We start from the raw sequence: 18,488 nt of genomic DNA on the forward strand, positions 1-18,488 counted from the left end.
CCGGGTCGGCTCCGCAGCGGTAGGCGCGCGGATCCTCGTCGTGGTCCGCCCCGGCGGCGCGGGACATCGAGGACGAACGGGCCAGCCAGGGCATCGCGGCCCTGACGCTGAGGGCGACCTGCCTACCCACGACACCTAGCCTCCTAGGATGCCCTAAGCGGTGTGCGCCACCTGGCAGAGTCGCCGGCATGTCGAGGAACCGGGAAACCGTGGAGCGATACCTGGACGGCTTTCGCCGTAACGATCACGGGCAGATTCTGGCCTGCCTGACCGAGGACATCGAGTGGACCGTCTTCGGCCACTTCCATCTGCGGGGGAAGGAGGCCTACGACGAGGCGATCGAGGGTCCCGGCTGGGTGGGCCCGCCGCAGCTCGAGGTGGTCCGCATGGTCGAGCAGGACGACACAGTCATGGCCGAGCTGCGCGGCGTCGTCCCCCTGCAGGCCGGCGGTGGCACGGTCACCCTGTCCATGGCCGAGGTCTTCGTGATGCGCGACGGCCTGATCGCCGAGCGCCGCGCCTGGGTCATTCCATTGAACTAGCTTCCTAGGAAGCCCTTGCAGGTGGTGCTCCGCACCACAACCACAAATAAGGTGCCTACGGCACCAATCCCAAAGAACTTTGTTTGGCTTTCCGGGGGAGTGGAGATCTGTTGAGTGCACGTTCGACAGCGCATAACCGGAGGTTGAGACATGAGCATCACCGACAAGATTCGTAACAAGGTCGACGAGCTCAAGGGCGAGACCAAGGAGCACGTCGGCGACGCCACGAACAACGAGCGTCTGCAGGCCGAAGGTGCCGTCGAGTCGACCGAGGCCCGCGCCCGCCAGGCCGGCGAGCACGTGAAGGACGCGGCCCACGAGGTCGGCGAGGCATTCGGACACCGCTGACCGGAGACGCCACATAAAGCGCGATGGAAAGGCCCGGGACAACCAGCCCCGGGCCTTTCGTCGTAGCTGGAGCGTCGTATCCCCGGCGCTATTTCCGGACCGTGACTCGTGCTGCACGCGGGCCTGATGCGGCGATCACCCGCCGGCGCGCAGCACGTCGCTGAGGATGCGGCCCGCGATGTCGTCGCCGGTCCAGAGGTCGTCCAGCCAGGGTCCGGCGAAGAGCCCGACCAGGGTGGGGGTGCCGTCCGCCTCGGTGGCGTCGAGCCATTCGCTGATCGAGCCGGACGCCGGTCCGTGGATGCGGAAGTAGGGTGCGGTCCAGAATCGCCTGTCGAGGCGCATGATGATCTTCTCGACCCGTCCGGCGCCGAGGTGCGTAAGAGCCGTCCGGTGCTGTTCCGGGAGCGCGGGTGTGAACGTGATGTCGCGCAGCGGTCCGAGCGGCACGGTCACGATCACCGCGTCGGCCCGGACGTCTTCGTTGATCACTGCGCCGTCCGCGTCGATCCGGATGTCGCGGACCGGCGTGTCGAGTGAGATGGGCAGCCCTTGCCGCCAGGCGGTCGACGAGTAGCCGGTAGCTGCCGATAATCCAGCGGTCGCCGTCGCCGACGCCGGGTTCGAAGCCGTGCCGGGCGCTGAGCCAGTCGAGTGGCGCGCCGGAGTCGATGGTGATGGCCGCGTCGATGAGCCGGTGGATGTCGGCCGCCGGTGCGCCGGGTGAAGCCAGGCGTCGCGCACGTCGGCGACCGAGGCGTGCTCGGGCGCGGCAGCGAGCCGTTCCCGCAGTTCACCTTCACAATCTTCAGACCCGAAATCAGTGGGTACGACTCGGAGCTCCCATTGTTCGGCGAGGCGGGCGAGCAGGTTGTCGTCGTACTGCTGCAGCCAGTTCGCGCCGAGGTCGAAGGTGAACCCACCGACGTCGATGCCTGTGGTGCGCCCGCCGGTCCGTTCGCGGGCTTCGTGGATTTCTGTGGTCACGCCGTGGGCGAGGAGTTGCCGGGCCGCGCCGAGTCCGGCCATGCCGGCTCCGACGATGATCACGTGCTGGTGTCCTGCCGTGATCGCCCAGTTCGCGGCGTGGAGGCCGGTCTCGTAGGCGCCGTGGGTCATGCCGGCGCGGGTGGTGGGCGGGGACGTTAGCAGCGTGCTGCCCAGTAGGCGCGGCCTTTGTCGGGCAGGGTGTCGATCGGGTCGTAGTAGGGGTGGAGGGTGTCGAGGTCGTTGTCGAGTGGGGTGCGGTAGTTCTTGCTCCAGAGGGTGATGCCGCGTTCGCGGTCGTAGTCGGCGGCCATGTGGACCCAGCGTTTGCCGACGTAGGGGACGTCGCAGACGATGCGTGGCGTGGCGTACCCCGGGAGGTAGCCCATGATGTCGTGTTGGAGTTCCTGTGCGCGGTGGACGGGGAGCCGCCAGTGTTCGGTGCCGGGGATCATGTCGCACATGTAGAAGTAGTAGGGCAGGATGCCGGCTTCGCCTTGGAGGGCGAAGCAGAGGTCGAGCAGGTCGCCTGTGGTGTCGTTGACGCCGCGGAGGAGGACGCCCTGGTTGCGGACGTCCCGGACGCCGACTGCGAGTGCGGTGTGGGCGGCGCGTGCGACGAGTGGTGTGAGGGTCTGTGCGTGGTTGACGTGGGTGTGGAGTGCGAGGTTGACGCCGCGGCGGGCGGCGGTGCGGGCGACGCGTTCGAGTCCTTCGACGACGTCGGGTTGGAGCCAGTGCTGGGGTAGTGCGGCGAGTGCTTTGGTGGCGAGGCGTACGTCGCGGATGGTGTCGAGGTCGAGGAGTCGCATGAGGTACGACTCGAGTTGGCGCCAGGGCACGTTGGCGACGTCTCCGCCGGAGACGACGATGTCGCGGACTTCGGGGTGTTCGCGGAGGTAGTCGAGGTGTGCTTGGTGGCGGTCGGCGGGTTTGAGGGCGAGTTTGAGTTTGGTGACGGCGGGGGTGTTGTTGCCGACGAGGTCCATGCGGGTGCAGTGTCCGCAGTATTGCGGGCAGGTGGGGATGAGTTCGGCGAGGACTTTGGTGGGGTAGCGGTGGGTGAGTCCGTCGGCGACCCACATGTCGTGTTCGTGGAGTGAGTCGCGGCTGGCCATCGGGTGTGAGGGGTGGTCGGTGCGCCGGTCGCTGTGGATGGGGATCATGTAGCGGCGGATCGGGTCGGCGCGGAACGTGTCGGTGGTGTCGGCCGCCATCGTGTTGATCATTTGTGGTGGGACCAGCATGGACATGGTGGCGCCGGTGGTCTGGTCGGTGGCGAGGTCGTCGTAGAAGGTGTCGTCGACGAGGGTGCCGAGGACGTCGCGGAGTTGGCGGATGTTCTTGATGCAGTGGGCGCGTTGCCATTGGGCGGATTCCCATTGGTCGCGGGTGATGTGGCGCCAGCCGGGGAAGCGGGTCCAGTCGGGTTCGGTGAGGGTGTGGCGGCCGTAGGTGTACGGCTGCCGGGTGAGGGTCTGCGTCACGTTGGCCTCCCGCAAAGATTCTTCTTCCAATGGCCGCAGATTACTGGAAATCCTCCTGCAAAGTTAATATTCTGCCGTAAGTTTTACGTCAGGGAGGGCGGTCATGGACATCGGTCTGCACCGGGTGGTGTCGCCGCCCGGCGTGCTGCCTCAGGCGGCCTGGCGCCTGGACCCGCACCCCGAGATCAACTCCGCCGAGACGCGGGTACGCGTGGAGCGGCTCAACCTGGACGCGGCGAGTTTCCGGCAGCTGCGGGCGGCGCACGGTGACGGCATCCGCGACGAGGTGCTGCGGATCGTGGCCGAGCGCGGCAAGATGCAGAACCCGGTGACGGGTTCCGGCGGCATGCTGATCGGCGTGGTCGACGAGGCCGGCCCGGACGCCACGCACGGCCTGCGGCCCGGTGACCGGATCGCGACGCTTGTCAGTCTGACGCTGACCCCGCTGGTGATCACGGATGGGCTGCGCCGGTGGGACGGCCGTTCCGAGCAGGTCCCGTGTGCGGGTCATGCGATCCTGCACGGCCGGACGATCGCCGCCGCACTCCCGGACGATCTGGACCCGGCGCTGGCCCTGGCGGTGCTGGACGTGTGCGGTGCGCCCGCGCTGACGGCCCGCCTGGTGCGGCAGCGGCCCGGCTGCACGGTGGCGGTGATCGGCGGTTCCGGGAAGTCGGGGTCGTTGTCGCTTGTGGCGGCGAGGAACGCGGGCGCCGGCCGTACCCTCGGCGTCTGTCCTGATGCTTCTCAGGCGGCGCTGTTGAGGGAGGCGGTCCTGGCCGATGAGGTGATCGTCGCGGACGCGCGGGACCCGGTGGCGCTCGCGGCGGTGGTGCGGGCGGACGTGACTGTCGTCTGTGTGGACGTGCCCGGTTGTGAGCACGGCGCGATTCTCGCGACCGCGCCCGGCGGGACAGTGGTGTTCTTCTCGATGGCGACGGATTTCGCGGTCGCCGCGCTGGGTGCGGAGGGCTTGGCCGCGGACGTGACGCTGCTGATCGGGAACGGTTTCGTGCCGGGCCACGCGGAGTCGGCGCTCGGTCTGGTGCGCACCACGCCGGGCCTGCGGGAACTTCTGTCGGCCCGGGTCGGGGCAGACTGATGTCCATGACTGACGATGTGCTCTATCGGGGCGGGACCGTCCATTCCGCCGCCGTGCCGGGGGCGACCGCGCTGCTGGTCTCCGGCGGCCTGGTGACCTGGCTCGGCGACGCCGCGGACGCGCCCGTGGCGGACAGGGTGGTCGATCTGGACGGTGGTCTGGTCACGCCCGCGTTCGTGGATGCGCATGTGCACGCCACGTCGACGGGCCTCAATCTGGGCGGCCTGGATCTGACCGGGGTGCGGTCGGCGGGTGATGTTCTCGTGGCGGTCGCGGAGGCGGCGCGGAAGCTGCCGGCCGATGCGGTGTTGCTCGGGCACGGCTGGGACGAGTCGACCTGGCCGTCACCGCGGTTGCCGACCGCGGCTGAGATCGGTGTTGCAGCAGGCGGCCGGCGCGTCTACCTGTCGCAGGTGTCGGTGCATTCCGCGCTGGTCTCGGACGCGTTGCTGGCGGCGTCGCCGACGATAGCGGCGGCGTCTGGTTTCGATTCGTCCGGCTGGTTGCGGGTCGACGCGCATCACGTGGTGCGGGATCTCGCGCTCGGTTCCGTCACTGCGGTGCAGCGGCGGCAGGCGCAGCGGACCGCGCTTGTGCATGCGGCGTCGCTCGGGATCGGTTCGGTGCACGAGTGCGGCGGCCCGCGGATCTCCAGTGAGGACGATTTCGCCGAGGTGCTTGCGGCGGGTGGCCCGGCGCACGGCCATCCGGAGGTGTTCGGGTACTGGGGTGAGTTGGGGGCGGCCGGCAAGGCGCGGGAGTTGGGTGCGGTCGGTGCGGGTGGTGACCTGTTCGCGGACGGTGCGCTCGGTTCCCGGACGGCGTTTCTGGGCGAGGATTATGCGGACGAGCCGGGCAGCCGTGGTCATGGTTATCTGACCGTCGCGCAGGTCCGTGATCATCTGCTCGACTGTCATGCGCATGGGATGCAGGGCGGGTTCCATGCGATCGGGGACGCCGCGGTGGGCACGGTCCTGACCGGGATCGGGGAGGTCGCGGCGCGGGTGGGTGTGGAGGCGGTCCGGGCGGCGCGGCATCGGATCGAGCATGCGGAGCTGCTGGACCGGGTGTTGATCGCCCGGATGGTGGAGCACGGTGTGGTCGCGTCGGTGCAGCCGGCGTTCGACCGGCTGTGGGGTGGTGAGGCGTTGATGTATGCGGCGCGGCTGGGTGTGGAGCGGGCGGTGGCGTCGAATCCGTTCGCGGCGATGCACCACGTGGGTGTGCCGATGGCGTTCGGTTCTGATGCGCCGGTGACCGCGCTTGATCCGTGGGGCACGGTCCGGGCTGCGGTGCGTCATCACACGCCGTCGAGCCGGATGGGTGTGCGGGCCGCGTTCGCCGCGCACACGCGGGGCGGCTGGCGGGCGCTGCCCGGTGCGGTCGCCGCGGGTGCGCTGGAGCCGGGTGCGCCTGCGACGTTCGCGGTGTGGGATGCGGTGGGCAGTGTGGCCGAGGCGGTGGAGCGGACGCCGGTGTGCCGGCGGACTGTGGTGCACGGCACGACGATCCACGAATCCTGACTCGTCACGGGAGGGTGCGATGGCCGGGAAACTCAACCTCGATCCGGTGCTTGTGGCGCGGGCCCGGGAGCTGGCTTCGGAGGCCGGGCGGCCGGTTGTCGATCTGGCGCGTACGCATACGACGGTGTCGGTGGAGCGGGCGATGTTGCGCCTGTTCGGCCTGACGGGTGCGGATCCGGACGGGACGCCGTGGGTGAACCGTCTGGTCGACGAGATCGTCGCGCAGACCGGCTTGCGGCATGGTGTGGTGTTGCCGGCGATGCACGCGCTGCGGGGGTTCGGGAGTCTGCGGGGTGCGTCGTTCGGTGACGGGTTGCGGATGCTCGCGCAGAAGGCGGCGGGGTCTGTCACGTTCAGCCTGCCGTCCGGCCGGGCGTCGGGCACGGCGCGGCTCGCGGCGGAACGGGCGGCGCGGCGGGCTGTCGGACACCTCGACGCTACGCGTCTGACCAGGGAGAAGCTTATCCGGCGGTACGGTGACGCGCCGCGCCGGCCGTGGATATATCTGATCGTGGCGACAGGTGACATCTTCGAGGACGTTCCGCAGGCCGTTGCCGCCGCGCGGGCCGGGGCGGACGTGATCGCGGTGATCCGGTCGACAGGTCAGTCGCTGCTCGACTATGTGCCGGAGGGTGCGACCCGGGAGGGTTTCGCGGGTACGTATGCGACGCAGGAGAACTTCCGGCTGATGCGGGCCGCGCTCGACGGCGTGTCGAGGGAGTTGGGCCGGTACGTGCGGCTGACGAATTACGCGTCCGGGTTGTGCATGCCGGAGATGGCGGTGCTCGCCGGCCTGGAGCGGCTGGACATGATGCTCAACGACAGCATGTACGGGATCCTGTTCCGGGACATCAACCCGCTCCGTACCTTTGTCGACCAGCGGTTCTCCCGGCAGGTCCACGCGCGCGCCGGGATCATCATCAACACCGGTGAGGACAACTACCTGACCACTGCGGACGCGGTGGCGGACGCGCACACCGTGACGGTGTCGCAGCTGCTCAACGAGTACTTCGCGCACGAGGCGGGGCTTGCCGACTCTCAGCTCGGGCTCGGGCACGCGTTCGAGATCGATCCGGATCTGCCGGATTCGTTGCGGCTGGAGACCGCGCATGCGCTGCTGGCCCGGGAGTTGTTCCCGGACGCGCCGCTGAAGTGGATGCCGCCGACGAGGCACATGACCGGCGACGTGTTCCGCGGCAATCTTCTGGACGGGATGTTCAACCTGGTCGGTGCGCTGACCGGGCAGAGCATTCTGCTTGTCGGGATGATGACCGAGGCGGTGGTGACGCCGTGGCTGTCCGACCGGGACGTCGCGTTGCGCAACGTGCGGTACGTGTTGTCGGCGGCGGGGAGCATGGCCGAGGATTTCGTGCCCGCGCCTGGTGGTTTCGTTCAGCGGCGTGCGCATCTGGTGTTGTCCGAGGCGGTGGGCCTGCTGGAGCGGATCGCCGGCGGGTCGTTGCTGGGGGCGATCGCGGACGGCACGTTCGGGATTATGAAGCGGCCGCCCGATCGGGGTCGCGGCCTGGACGGGGTGGCGCTGATGGCCGACGACTATTTCAGCCCGTTCGCGGAGCTGCTGCCGTGACGGCCGTGACGCCGTACGGGGACACGGCCGGGGACGGCATGGTGCAGACGTCGTTCACGCTGCCGGTGCCGGCCGGGCGGCGGGCGGACGGGGCCGCGCTGCAGCTTGCCGCCGCGATGGGGCTGGCGCCGGCGATGCTCGTGCATTCGCGGCCGATCGGGGACGGGCACACGTTCTTCGTCGTCTACGGCCGGGTGTCGCACGTGGTCGACCTGGACACGGTGGCGGTGGTCGAGCGGGACTTCCCGCTGCTGTCCACGACCGAGATCAACACGGCGGTGCGGCGGGGTCTGCGGCGCAAGCTCGCGATCGTGGGTGCGTGCATCGGCACGGATGCGCACACGGTCGGCATCGACGCGATCCTGAACGTCAAGGGCATCGCGGGGGAGAAGGGCCTTGAGTACTACCGGGAGTTGGCCGTGACGAATCTCGGCGCGCAGGTGTCCGTCCCCGACCTCGTCGATGCGGCGGTGACCGCCGGTGCGGATGCGGTGCTGGTGTCCCAGGTCGTCACCCAGCGGGACGCGCACCTGCACAACACGCGGGAGATGTCCGCGGCGTTCCGGGAGGCGCTGCCGGCTGCCCGGCGTCCGCTGTTGATCGTCGGTGGTCCGCGGTTCGACGAGGGGATGGCCGGGGACCTCGGCGTCGACCGGATCTTCGGCCGGGGGACGACACCGCGTGAGGTCGCGTCCTACCTGGTGCACCGCCTGGCCGGCCGGTCATGATCGGGCTGACGGTCAGCCACCGGCGGTATGTGCCGTACGCGCACGCCCACTACGGCGGGAATCTCGTCGACGGGGCGTATGCGCTGGGCCTGTTCGGGGACGTGGCCACCGAGGTGTGTATCCGTACCGACGGGGACGAGGGCCTGTTCGCCGGGTACGCGGACGTGCGTTTCCTGGCGCCGGTCCGGGCCGGGGACGTCGTCGAGGCGACGGCTGTGGTGACCCGGGTCGGCACCCGCTCCCGTACCCTCGATCTCCGGCTGACAGTCGTCTGTCGCGGCCGGCCCGATCTGCGCCCGTCCGCGGCCGAGGTCCTCGACCCCCCGCTGCTGGCCGTCACCGCGTCCGGCACCGTCGTCGTCCCGTGATCGTCTGCGTGGACGTCGGTTCCACCTGGACAAAGGCCGCGCTGGTACGGGTGCCGGACGGTGAGCTGGTGGCGACGTCCGCGGTTCCGACGACGGCCGGCAGCGACGTGCTCCACGGACTCGGCCAGGCGGTCGCGCTCCTCGGGCCGGCGGCCGTGCGGGCGCCGGTGCGGGCCTGCTCGTCGGCCGGGGGTGGGCTGCGCATCGCGGTGCTCGGGCAGGAGCGGCTGATCACCGCGGACGCGGGGCGGCGGGTCGCGCTCACCGCAGGCGGGCACATCGTGCACGTCGCCTGGGGGCCGCTCGACACCGCCGGGATCGCCGCACTACGGCGGTCGCGGCCGGATGTGCTGCTGTTCGCCGGGGGCACCGACGGCGGGGACGAGGACGTGGTGCGGCACAACGCGGCCCGGCTCGCCGCCGCCCGCTTTCGCGTCCCGACCGTGTTCGCGGGGAACGCCGCGTGTGCCGGATTCGTCCGGGAGGTGCTGCCGGCCGCGGTCGTCTGCGGGAACATCGTGCCCCGGCTCGGCGTGCTCGACCCCGCACCCGCGCGGGACGCGCTGCGTGCCATGTTCCTGCGCCATGTGATCGGCGGCCGTGGCCTGTCCCGCGGCCGCCGCTTCGGGCGGCTGGTCCGGGCCGCCACGCCCGACGCGGTCCTCACCGCCGTCATCCTGCTCGCGGAGACTCCCCTCGCGCCGACGTCACACACCCCGTCCAGGGATCTCATCGTCATCGACGTCGGTGGGGCGACCACTGACGTCTACTCCGCTGTCAGCCCCGATCCCGCGCGGGCGCGCCCGGCGGCCGGTGTGCTCTGGTGCGCGCGCACCGTCGAGGGGGATCTCGGCCTGCGCGCCGGGGCGCCCGGCGTCATCGCCGCCGCCCGCACCGAGCGGCTGCTGGCCGAGGACGGCGCCACGGCCGTGGAGGAGTGGGAGCGCGCCGCTGCGGCGCGTTCCGCGACCCCCGCCTATCTGCCCGCCACCGCCGCGGAACGTGCCGTAGACGAGCGCCTGGCCGCTCTCGCACTCACCGTGGCGCTGCGCCGGCACGCCCGTCATGCCGATGCAGGGGTGCCACGTAATCTGCGGGCGGTCACGCTCGTGGTCGGCTCCGGCGGGGTGCTGCGCCACCACGGTCCCGCCGCCCTGCACACCGCCCTCACCGATCACGCCGGCGGCTGGGCGCTGCCCGCGCACCCGCACGTGAGCGTGGACGCCGCCTACGTCCTCGCCGCGGCCGGCCTGCTCGCCCCCGATCATCCGGAGGCCGCCCGGCGCCTTCTGGCCCGCGCCCTCGCGCCGGCCTGAACCGGGTCTACCTGCTGCCGTGCCGGGCGTACCGCGCCACCATGGTGTGGACGGCGTCGTCCACCACCGCGATCGCCCGCTCCGGGGTGACGGTCCATCCCGGGACGACCAGGCGCGGCCAGAACAGGTAGTTGGAGATCATCCCGAGGAACTGGGTGGCGGCCGTCTGCGGGTCCGCGATGTCCGCGGTGCCGGCGTCGCGCTCGGCCACGAGGTAGGCGCGCACCGTCTCGAAGTACGGCAGTTTGCCCTCGGCGAAGTGGGCCTTGGCCAGCTCGGGGAAGCGGGGCAACTCGGCGATGACGATGCGGAACAGGTCGACCATCCCCGGCCGGCCGAGCAGTGCCGCGTAGTGCCGTCCGAGCACGGTCAGGCCGGCTGTCAGGTCACCCGCGGGCGGCACCTCGGCGTCGGCGTCGCCGGCCCAGGAGTCGATGACTATGGCGTCGAACAGGGCGGCCTTCGTCGGGAACTGCTTGAACAGCGTCGCCTTCGACACCCCGGCGTCCTCGGCGATGCGCGCGAGTGATGCCCGGTCGTAGCCCAGTTCGAGGAAGAGCTGCGTGGCGGCCTGCACGATCAGCGCGCGTTTCTGCTGCGCCACGCGCTGGTGGTAGGTCGTCATCAGGCCATCATAGCGAGGTGAGTTGGTTGACTCACCATTCGAGGTGACGTACCGTCGCCGAGGTGAGTCACTCGACTCACCATTAGGAGGATCGCATGTCCCGCTTCACCGCGCACACAGTTCTCGTCACCGGCGGTACCGGCGGGCAGGGCGCCAGCCACGTACGCGCCTTCCACGCCGAGGGCGCCTCCGTCGTCATCGGCGGCATCGACCCCGTACGAGGCGCCGCCCTCGCCGCCGAACTCGGTGACAGAGCGCTCTTCGTCCACCACGACGTCGCCGACGAGTCGTCCTGGGCCGCCGCCGTCGCTGCGGCCGAGAAAACGTTCGGTGCGCTCACCATCCTGGTCAACAACGCCGGGGTGCAGAACCCGCCGGCCCTCATCGAGTCCACCGACCAGGCCACCTGGGCCCGCATCCTCGACATCAACCTCACCGGCACGTTCCTCGGCATCAAGACGGCCGCGCCGGCACTGCGGCGGGCGGGCGGCGGGTCCATCGTCAACATCGCCTCCACCATGGGCACCGGCGGCACCGCCTTCTACGCGCCCTACGTCGCCGGCAAGTGGGCGGTCCGCGGGCTCACCCGGACCGCCGCCCTCGAACTGGGCCGCGACAACATCCGCGTCAACACCATCCTCCCCGGCGTCGTCGCCACCCCGTTCATCACCGAACCCGCCGCCGGCGCCGACGCACCGATCGCCGACTTCTACAGCCCCGAGCCGTTCGCCGTCCCCCGGCTCGGCCAGCCCGCCGACATCACCGCGACGCTGCTGTTCCTCGCCTCGCCGCAGGCCGCCTTCATCACCGGCGCCGAACACGTCGTCGACGGCGGACTGCTCCTCGGGCCCGCCCTGCAGAACGAGGCCGCATGACCTCGCTGTCGCACCTGCCACCGGAGATCAGGCGGGCCATCGAGATCACGCCCGCCGCCGGCACCCGCGAACGGATCGTGGACATCACCACCACCGGCCGGCGCACCGGACGACCCCGCCGCATCGAGATCTTCTTCTACCGCGCCCACGGCGCCACCTACCTCTGCAGCGGCGCCGGCGCGGGCCCGACCGGCTGGCACGCGAACCTGCGCGCGCACCCCGCCTTCACCGTCCACCTGAAGAACGGCGTCCGCGCGGACCTGCCCGCCCACGCCACCCCGGTCACCGACCCGGCCGAACGCGCGGCGGTCCTCTCCGCGATCGTCGACGACCTTAACCAGCCCCACGACCCCGGCACCATACGGCCGACCCGCCTGGCGGACTGGGCTAACAGCAGACTGATGCGCGTCGATTTCGACTGAGGTCGCCGCCCACCAGGATGCCGGTGCGGCAGATGAGGCCCGCGACCGGCGGCTGACCGGATCCGCAACCAAAGAGTAAGCAAACCCCGGTTGACGCCCAACCGTCCCCCACGCGTAAAGTTCTTCAGTCCAAGCGCGGGCAGATGAAACCACGTTCGCTCTAGCCCCTTCGTCAGCTGGCCGAGCCAGGCCACGCAGGCGGGGGTCGGCGGGGCGGCGCGAACCGGGATCGTCGCCGGCGGAACGAACGGTGAGGAACGCGAGGCCAGTAGACAACGGCCGTACGCCGGCAACCAGCCGTCGTGAGGTCGGTCCGAAGGTCTCGTCACCCCACCCGACGCGCCGGACCGCACTGGGCCAGGGAGCAGCGGGGCGCGGCTGACACCGGCCGTGCCCCGCTTACGACAACCGTCGGAGGCGGTGGCCGGGAACCGGCCCGCCTCGTTGTGCCTCATACGACCGTGCGCCGCACCGAACCGGTACCCTTGGGCGCCGCGACGACGAGGGTGAGGCACGGGTGACGATGGTCGACACAGCCGGCGCTCCGGGCGACACGCCCGACGCAGGCCCGAAACCAACCCTCACCAGGGACAATGCGATCCGGCCGCTGTGGGGATCGGTGCTTGCCGCGGTCGCCGCCGGTGTCGCGCTGCTGTTCTCGTTCCCGCCGTACGGGCTGTGGTGGCTCGCCCCGATCGGTGTCGCGCTGCTCGCCGTCGCGATCCACGGCCGCCGCCTGCGGGCCGGTGCCGGGCTCGGCTTCCTCACCGGCGTCGTGCTGTTCATGCCGATGCTGTCCTGGACCAACCTGCACACCGGCTACCTGCCGTGGACGCTGCTGTCCCTCGCCGAGGCCGGCTACCTGGCCGCGATGGGCCTCGCCTACGCCTGGGCCGCCCCGCTGGCCACCCGCCGCCGGTGGCTCACCCCGGTGCTTGTCGCGGTCCTGTGGGTGGCGCAGGAGGCGGCCCGGTCCCGGACGCCGTTCGGCGGGTTCCCGTGGGCGAAGCTCGCCTTCGGGCAGGGCGAGGTGCCGTTGCTGCGCTGGGCCGTCCTCGGCGGCGCGCCGCTCGTCACGTTCATGGTCGCGCTCGTCGGCGGCCTGCTCGCCACCGCGGCGCTGACCCTGCTCACGCGCAAGGACCACGGCACCCGGACGGTGGGCGCGGAGGAGGCCGGCAGCGGCGTCCCGAAGCTCCCGGCCGTACCCGTGATGGCCGTGGGCTGGGTTGTCGGTGCTGTCGTGGTGGCGATGTCCGGGATGCTGGTGCCGGTGGCCGCACCGGCGGGGGACAGCGTGACCGTCGCGATCGTGCAGGGCAACGTGCCGCGACTCGGGCTGGACTTCAACGCGCAGCGGCGCGCGGTCCTCAACAACCACGTGCAGGGCACGCTGGACCTCGCCGGCCGGGTCGCGGCCGGGCAGGAGAAACAGCCGGACCTGGTCGTCTGGCCGGAGAACGCCAGCGACGTCGACCCGCTCAAGAACACGCTGGCGATCGAGGCGATCACCCGGGCGACCGAGGCGATCGGCGTGCCGATCCTGGTCGGCGGCGTCACCGACGGCTCCACCCCGCAGAACGTCCGCAACATCGGCGTGCTGTGGTGGCCGGCCGGGACCGGGAACGGCGGGGGAGCCGACCTCGGCCAGCTGTACGCGAAACGACGGCCCGTCCCGTTCGCCGAGTACATCCCGATGCGGAAGATCGCGCGGATGGTGAGCACCGAGGTCGACCGCGTCGCCCGCGACTTCGAACCCGGCGACACCCCCGGCGTGGTGGACAGCGGCGCGACGGTCATCGGCGACGTGATCTGCTTCGAGATCGCACTCGACGGGATCGTCCGTGACGTGGTCACCGGCGGCGCGGAAATCCTCGCCGTGCAGACGAACAACGCCACGTTCAACACCGCAGAGGCCGAGCAGCAGCTGGCCATGGTGCAGCTGCGCGCGGTCGAACACGGCCGGGACTCGCTGATGGTGTCGACCGTCGGCGTGTCCGCGTTCGTCGGCGCGGACGGCCGCGTCCACGACCAGACCGCGTTCAACACCGCGGCGGTCGTGGTCCGCGACATGGTGAAGAGCACCGAGCTGACCGTCGCCACCCGGGTCGGCGCGTGGCCGGAGCTGGCACTGACCGCGCTCGCGCTCGGACTGCTCATCGCGGCCGGATTCGTGCGCCGCACCGCATAGAAACCCCTCACAGCGCGGCATCAGGATTGCGTGGCATGCTGTCAAGGGTTACCCCGTTCCCCTCGCTCACAGGGAGCCACCCATGCAAGCCACCCCGGTGACCAGCCCGCGGCGAAGTCGTCTGCGCACCTGGGCGCCGCTCGGGATCGCCGCGCTCGTCATCGCCGAGGTCGCCGCGTTCATCCTCATCGCCCAGCAGATCGGCTACTTCTTCACCATCCTCGCCGGGCTGATCCTGTCGATGGCCGGCGCCGCAGTGCTGCGCCGCGAGGGACTGCGCGGCTGGCGGCGCTTCCGGGACGCGTCCCGGGCCGGCCGGCACCCCGGCCCCGAGGGCGTCGACGGCATCGTCGGCATCACCGCCGGCGTGCTGCTGTCAGTTCCCGGGTTCATCACCGACACGATCGGCCTGCTGCTGATCCTGCCGCCGGTCCGGGCCCTCGCCCGCACAGCCGTCATCCGCCGGCTGGAGAAGCGCCTGCCGTCCGCGCAGGCCGGCGACCTGTTCGGGCCACGGCGGGTGCGCCCCGCAAACGACTACGCGCACGCCGGGCCGCAGCAGCCGAGCCGGTCCACGGCCGCCGCACCGTCGACAGGCGACCCGGTCATCGAAGGCGAGATCGTCTAAGCGCACACAGAAAAGCCCTCCACCGTACGGTGGAGGGCTTTTTCCGACTGTAAGGTCAGGCGACCTGACCGCGGCGGGCCCGGACCTCCTGCAGACGCTCCTGCAGGATGTCCTCCAGCTCGGCGATCGACCGGCGCTCCAGGAGCATGTCCCAGTGCGTGCGCGGCGGCTTCACCTTCTTCTGCTCCGGCTCGGAGCCGTCGACCAGCCGGGCGACGCTCCCGTCGAACTTGCACTCCCAGGTCATCGGCACCTCGGCGTCGACGGCGAACGGGACCTCGAAGCGGTGCCCCTTCCCGGCGCAGAGGTACTCGCGCGTCTGCCGCGGGGCCAGCTCCGTGTTACGGTCCGACTCGTAGCTGACTGCGCCCAGACGGCTGCCGCGCAACATGCGCTCGCCCATGAAGCTTCCCCTCGCTCGGTGCTGTTGGTGCTAGACAGTGCTGTTCATGCTGAAAAGCCTGTACTGCAAGGTATCGATGGCGTGCCACCCGTGCCCGGGGTGTGCAACGATCCGGCCGCCCCGACGATTCCCCCGGATCGGCCAGTGTGTCCGCAGTGTTAACAGTATTCAGGGTAACCGGCCGGTAGACGGTTCGTCGATCTAGGGCAAACCACCCGTGAAGGCCGTTGCGGGCATCTCTACCCCGAATTCGGCCCGCCATTCACCGGCCGGGTGCCGAGGTTGGCCAGCGCGGACGCCAGATTCGACACCTGACCCGCCAACTGTCCCGCCTGCGCGACCGCGGCGTCACGCTCCGTACGGGCCGCTGTCATCTGGGCCGTGAGCTGCACAATCTCCCGGTCCCGGGCGGCCACGGTGTCGGCCAGGGCACGGGCCTCGGCGAGCGCGCTGGTGAGATGCGCCACCTGCGCGCCCAGGCGGGTGAGTTCGGCGTCCTGCGCGACGGCCTTCCCGGCCGCGTCGGTGACCTCGCGCCGGGCCGCCGCGGTCTCCTCGCGGGAGGTGGCCAGCTCGCCGAGGACGGCCGCGAGCGACGCGGTCGCGCCGGTCAGCTCCGCCTTGACCGCGGTGAGCGCGTCCGCGGCCTGCGCCAGCTCGACGGTGAGTGCGGCCTTCGCGGCCCGGGTCGTGTCCAGATCACGGGAGAGTTCGTCCTGGTAGCGGCGCTCCGACTCCAGCTCGCGGCGCAGCGCGGTCACCTCGGCGCGCGCGGTGTCCCGGTCCTCCTCGGCCTGGCGTCGCAGCGCCTCGGCACCTGTCGCCTTCTCCTCGGCGGCGGCCTGCGCCTTCCTGGCCGCCTTCGCGGCGCTGTCGGACGCCGCGGACAGTGCGCCGGCGGCCTCGGCGCGCCGCTGCGCCTGCGCCGCCTCCTCCTGCGCGGCCGCGGCCGCCGCCTCGGCAAGCGTCATCGCGGACCGGGCCGCCTCCGCATCCTCACGCGCCTCGTCCCGGGACGTATGCGCGGCCGCGACCTCGGCCGCCGTCTCCGCGCGCACCTGCGCCAGCTGCCGCTCCACCCCGGCCGGCGACAACTCCGCGTGCAACGCGTCGCTCAGCGTCTCCACCAGCTGATCGAGGCGGTCGACCGTCTCCCAGGTGCGCGCGACCTGACCGGCCAGGCCAGGTGCGCTGCGCTGCCGCATCCGCGAGGTGCGGGAGGCGCGCTGGCACTCGCCGTCGTTGTCCCGGCAGTAGCGGAACGGGCGCCCCGCGCTCGCCCGCTGCGTCACCGGCCGCCCGCAGTGCGCGCACGGGCGCGTGATCTCTTCCGCCTGCGTGTCGTCCATCGCGGCCGCAGTCTAGCGGCACGCCGTCGCGCACCCGGACGAGGCACACCGTGTCCATTCCGCTTGACCTCCACCGCGGATGAGGTCCTACGGTCTCGGCATGAGCATGGAGATGACCGCCTGGAACTCGCTGTACCACGCGATGAACGCCCAGGAGCAGAAGCGGCCGTTCAGCAAGGCCACGTTGCGGCGCATCCTCGCGTTCGCCAGGCCGCACAGACGCAAACTCACCGCGTTCCTCGGCGTCGGCGTGATCACCGCGCTGCTCGCCGTCGCCGCGCCGGTGCTGGCCGGGCGGATCGTCAACGCGATCGTCGACGGCGACCCGTTCGCCACAGTGCTCACGCTCGCCGCCTGGATCGGCGTGATCGCGGTCGCCGAGGCCGGGCTCGGCATCGTCAACAGGTGGCTGTCCTCCGGGATCGGCGAAGGACTCATCCTCGACCTGCGGACCGCCGTCTTCGACCACGTGCAGCGGCAGCCGATCGCGTTCTTCACCCGGACCCGGACCGGCGCGCTCGTCAGCCGCCTCAACAACGACGTGATCGGGGCGCAGCGGGCGTTCTCCGACACGCTGTCCGGCGTCGTCGGCAACACCGTCACGCTGATCCTCACGCTGATCGTCATGATCGGCATCTCGTGGCAGATCACGCTGCTCGCGCTGCTGCTCCTGCCGGTGTTCATGCTTCCCGCCCGGCGGATGGGCGGGCGCATCGCCCGGCTCCAGCGCGAGGCGGCCGGGCACAACTCCGCGATGAGCACCCAGATGACCGAACGGTTCTCCGCGCCCGGCGCCACGCTGATCAAACTGTTCGGGCGGCCGGCCACCGAGTCCGCCGAGTTCGCCGCGCGCGCCCGCCGGGTCCGCGACATCGGCGTGCGTACCGCGATGGTGCAGTGGCTGTTCATCACCGCGCTCACGCTCGTGTCCACGCTCGCGCTCGCGGTCGTCTACGGCGTCGGCGGGTTCTACTCGCTTCGCGGGCAGCTCGACCCCGGCGCGGTCGTCTCGCTCGCCCTGCTGATCACCCGGCTGTACGCGCCGCTTACCGCGCTCGCGTCCGCCCGGGTCGAGGTGATGAGCGCGCTTGTCAGCTTCGAGCGGGTCTTCGAGATCCTGGACCTGCGGCCGCTGATCGAGGAGCGCGAAGGAGCCCGGGAGACGCCGGAGGGGGCGCTCACCATCGAGTTCGACAAGGTCAGGTTCGCGTACCCGGCCGCGGACAAGGTGTCACTCGCCTCGCTTGAGGAGGTCGCGGTGCTCGACACCCGGGGTGGGACGGAGGTGCTGCACGAGATCTCGTTCACCGCGGCCGCCGGGCAGATGGTCGCGCTTGTCGGCTCGTCCGGCGCCGGGAAGTCCACGATCGCGCAACTGCTGCCCCGGCTGTACGACGTCGACTCCGGTGCGGTCCGGCTCGGCGGCGTCGACGTACGCGACCTGACGTTCGCGTCGCTGCGGGACAGCCTCGGCCTGGTCACCCAGGACGGGCACCTGTTCCACGAGTCCGTCCGGGCGAACCTGCTGCTCGCCCAGCCGGCCGCCGACGAAGCAGAGCTGTGGGACGTGCTGCGGCGGGCGCGCCTGGAAGAGCTTGTCGCCTCGCTTCCGGACGGGCTGGACACGATCGTCGGCGAGCGCGGGTACCGGCTGTCCGGCGGGGAACGGCAGCGACTCACCATCGCCCGGCTGCTGCTCGCCCGGCCGCAGGTGGTCGTGCTCGACGAGGCCACCGCGCACCTGGACAACACGTCTGAGGCCGCCGTGCAGGCCGCGCTCGCGGAGGCGCTCGCCGGGCGGACCGCGATCGTCATCGCCCACCGGCTGTCCACCGTCCGGGCCGCCGACCAGATCCTCGTCATCGAGGCGGGGCACATCGTCGAACGCGGCCGGCACGAGGAACTGCTCGCCGCCGGCGGCCGGTACGCCGAGCTGTACCGCACCCAATTCGCGGCCGGTGAGACACCAGTTCCCGCCGGACAGTAACCAGCGTCACCATGTCTGC

18 protein-coding genes are annotated in these 18,488 nt (G+C 71.1%); 13 read left to right on the forward strand and 5 right to left on the reverse strand.

Annotated elements, in window-relative coordinates; translation table 11 throughout:
- Window positions 1-188 precede the first annotated feature (188 nt).
- On the forward strand, window positions 189-542 hold the full coding sequence (locus tag ACIA8K_RS36985; protein ID WP_396068064.1) for a nuclear transport factor 2 family protein: 354 nt from the start codon (window positions 189-191) through the stop codon (window positions 540-542).
- A gap of 150 nt (window positions 543-692) precedes the next feature.
- The gene (locus tag ACIA8K_RS36990) at window positions 693-890 is read left to right on the forward strand and encodes a CsbD family protein (protein ID WP_396068066.1); all 198 of its coding nucleotides are present in this window, start codon (window positions 693-695) and stop codon (window positions 888-890) included.
- A 135-nt stretch (window positions 891-1,025) separates the two neighbouring features.
- On the opposite strand, the gene ACIA8K_RS36995 is transcribed toward ACIA8K_RS36990, so the two are convergent.
- Together ACIA8K_RS36995 and ACIA8K_RS37000 are read right to left on the reverse strand one after the other, a co-directional pair.
- Window positions 1,026-2,009 (reverse strand): flavin monoamine oxidase family protein, encoded by a 984-nt coding sequence (locus ACIA8K_RS36995; protein ID WP_396068068.1) that lies wholly within the window; start codon window positions 2,007-2,009, stop codon window positions 1,026-1,028.
- 26 nt (window positions 2,010-2,035) lie between these two features.
- Window positions 2,036-3,403 (reverse strand): KamA family radical SAM protein, encoded by a 1,368-nt coding sequence (locus ACIA8K_RS37000; RefSeq protein WP_396068113.1) that lies wholly within the window; start codon window positions 3,401-3,403, stop codon window positions 2,036-2,038.
- 64 nt (window positions 3,404-3,467) lie between these two features.
- On the opposite strand from ACIA8K_RS37000, the gene ACIA8K_RS37005 reads away from it, so the two are divergent.
- The 6 genes from ACIA8K_RS37005 to ACIA8K_RS37030 are packed head-to-tail and all read left to right on the forward strand — an operon-like array spanning window position 3,468 to window position 9,989.
- A complete protein-coding gene (locus ACIA8K_RS37005; RefSeq protein WP_396068070.1) occupies window positions 3,468-4,466 on the forward strand; it encodes an L-erythro-3,5-diaminohexanoate dehydrogenase in 999 nt (332 codons plus the stop codon).
- A 5-nt stretch (window positions 4,467-4,471) separates the two neighbouring features.
- On the forward strand, window positions 4,472-5,989 hold the full coding sequence (locus tag ACIA8K_RS37010) for an amidohydrolase (RefSeq protein WP_396068072.1): 1,518 nt from the start codon (window positions 4,472-4,474) through the stop codon (window positions 5,987-5,989).
- A gap of 19 nt (window positions 5,990-6,008) precedes the next feature.
- Window positions 6,009-7,577: a lysine 5,6-aminomutase subunit alpha gene (locus ACIA8K_RS37015; RefSeq protein WP_396068074.1), complete on the forward strand. Its 1,569-nt coding sequence runs from the start codon at window positions 6,009-6,011 to the stop codon at window positions 7,575-7,577.
- Complete coding sequence (locus ACIA8K_RS37020; RefSeq protein ID WP_396068076.1) at window positions 7,574-8,305, forward strand: OAM dimerization domain-containing protein; 732 nt, start codon at window positions 7,574-7,576, stop codon at window positions 8,303-8,305. The genes ACIA8K_RS37015 and ACIA8K_RS37020 overlap by 4 nt, the downstream gene beginning before the upstream one ends.
- Entirely contained in the window at window positions 8,302-8,673 is a 372-nt protein-coding gene (locus ACIA8K_RS37025; protein WP_396068078.1) for a hotdog domain-containing protein, read from the forward strand. Before ACIA8K_RS37020 ends, ACIA8K_RS37025 begins: the two co-directional genes overlap by 4 nt.
- Window positions 8,673-9,989, forward strand: a complete 1,317-nt coding sequence (locus ACIA8K_RS37030) for a glutamate mutase L (protein ID WP_396068115.1) — start codon at window positions 8,673-8,675, stop codon at window positions 9,987-9,989. Before ACIA8K_RS37025 ends, ACIA8K_RS37030 begins: the two co-directional genes overlap by 1 nt.
- A 7-nt stretch (window positions 9,990-9,996) precedes the next feature.
- On the opposite strand, the gene ACIA8K_RS37035 is transcribed toward ACIA8K_RS37030, so the two are convergent.
- Window positions 9,997-10,614, reverse strand: a complete 618-nt coding sequence (locus ACIA8K_RS37035; protein ID WP_396068080.1) for a TetR/AcrR family transcriptional regulator — start codon at window positions 10,612-10,614, stop codon at window positions 9,997-9,999.
- A 95-nt stretch (window positions 10,615-10,709) separates the two neighbouring features.
- Between ACIA8K_RS37035 and ACIA8K_RS37040 the strand changes: the two genes are divergently transcribed.
- The 4 genes from ACIA8K_RS37040 (at window position 10,710) to ACIA8K_RS37055 (ending at window position 14,730) form a co-directional block, all read left to right on the forward strand.
- Window positions 10,710-11,489 (forward strand): SDR family NAD(P)-dependent oxidoreductase, encoded by a 780-nt coding sequence (locus ACIA8K_RS37040; protein ID WP_396068082.1) that lies wholly within the window; start codon window positions 10,710-10,712, stop codon window positions 11,487-11,489.
- On the forward strand, window positions 11,486-11,911 hold the full coding sequence (locus ACIA8K_RS37045) for a nitroreductase/quinone reductase family protein (protein WP_396068084.1): 426 nt from the start codon (window positions 11,486-11,488) through the stop codon (window positions 11,909-11,911). The genes ACIA8K_RS37040 and ACIA8K_RS37045 overlap by 4 nt, the downstream gene beginning before the upstream one ends.
- 523 nt (window positions 11,912-12,434) lie before the next feature.
- Window positions 12,435-14,102 (forward strand): apolipoprotein N-acyltransferase, encoded by a 1,668-nt coding sequence (gene lnt, locus ACIA8K_RS37050; protein WP_396068117.1) that lies wholly within the window; start codon window positions 12,435-12,437, stop codon window positions 14,100-14,102.
- An 82-nt stretch (window positions 14,103-14,184) separates the two neighbouring features.
- Entirely contained in the window at window positions 14,185-14,730 is a 546-nt protein-coding gene (locus tag ACIA8K_RS37055; protein WP_396068086.1) for an FxsA family protein, read from the forward strand.
- A 55-nt stretch (window positions 14,731-14,785) separates the two neighbouring features.
- On the opposite strand, the gene ACIA8K_RS37060 is transcribed toward ACIA8K_RS37055, so the two are convergent.
- Together ACIA8K_RS37060 and ACIA8K_RS37065 are read right to left on the reverse strand one after the other, a co-directional pair.
- The gene (locus tag ACIA8K_RS37060; RefSeq protein WP_033344134.1) at window positions 14,786-15,133 is read right to left on the reverse strand and encodes an RNA polymerase-binding protein RbpA; all 348 of its coding nucleotides are present in this window, start codon (window positions 15,131-15,133) and stop codon (window positions 14,786-14,788) included.
- A gap of 239 nt (window positions 15,134-15,372) precedes the next feature.
- Window positions 15,373-16,482 (reverse strand): serine/threonine protein kinase, encoded by a 1,110-nt coding sequence (locus ACIA8K_RS37065; RefSeq protein WP_396068088.1) that lies wholly within the window; start codon window positions 16,480-16,482, stop codon window positions 15,373-15,375.
- Between the two features lie 100 nt (window positions 16,483-16,582).
- Here ACIA8K_RS37065 and ACIA8K_RS37070 point away from each other — a divergent pair, with 100 nt between their 5' ends.
- Window positions 16,583-18,469, forward strand: a complete 1,887-nt coding sequence (locus tag ACIA8K_RS37070; protein WP_396068090.1) for an ABC transporter ATP-binding protein — start codon at window positions 16,583-16,585, stop codon at window positions 18,467-18,469.
- The last annotated feature ends 19 nt before the right edge of the window (window positions 18,470-18,488 follow it).

The sequence above is a fragment of the Catenuloplanes sp. NPDC051500 genome (assembly GCF_044454585.1).
In the GTDB taxonomy this organism is placed as follows: Bacteria; Actinomycetota; Actinomycetes; order Mycobacteriales; family Micromonosporaceae; genus Catenuloplanes.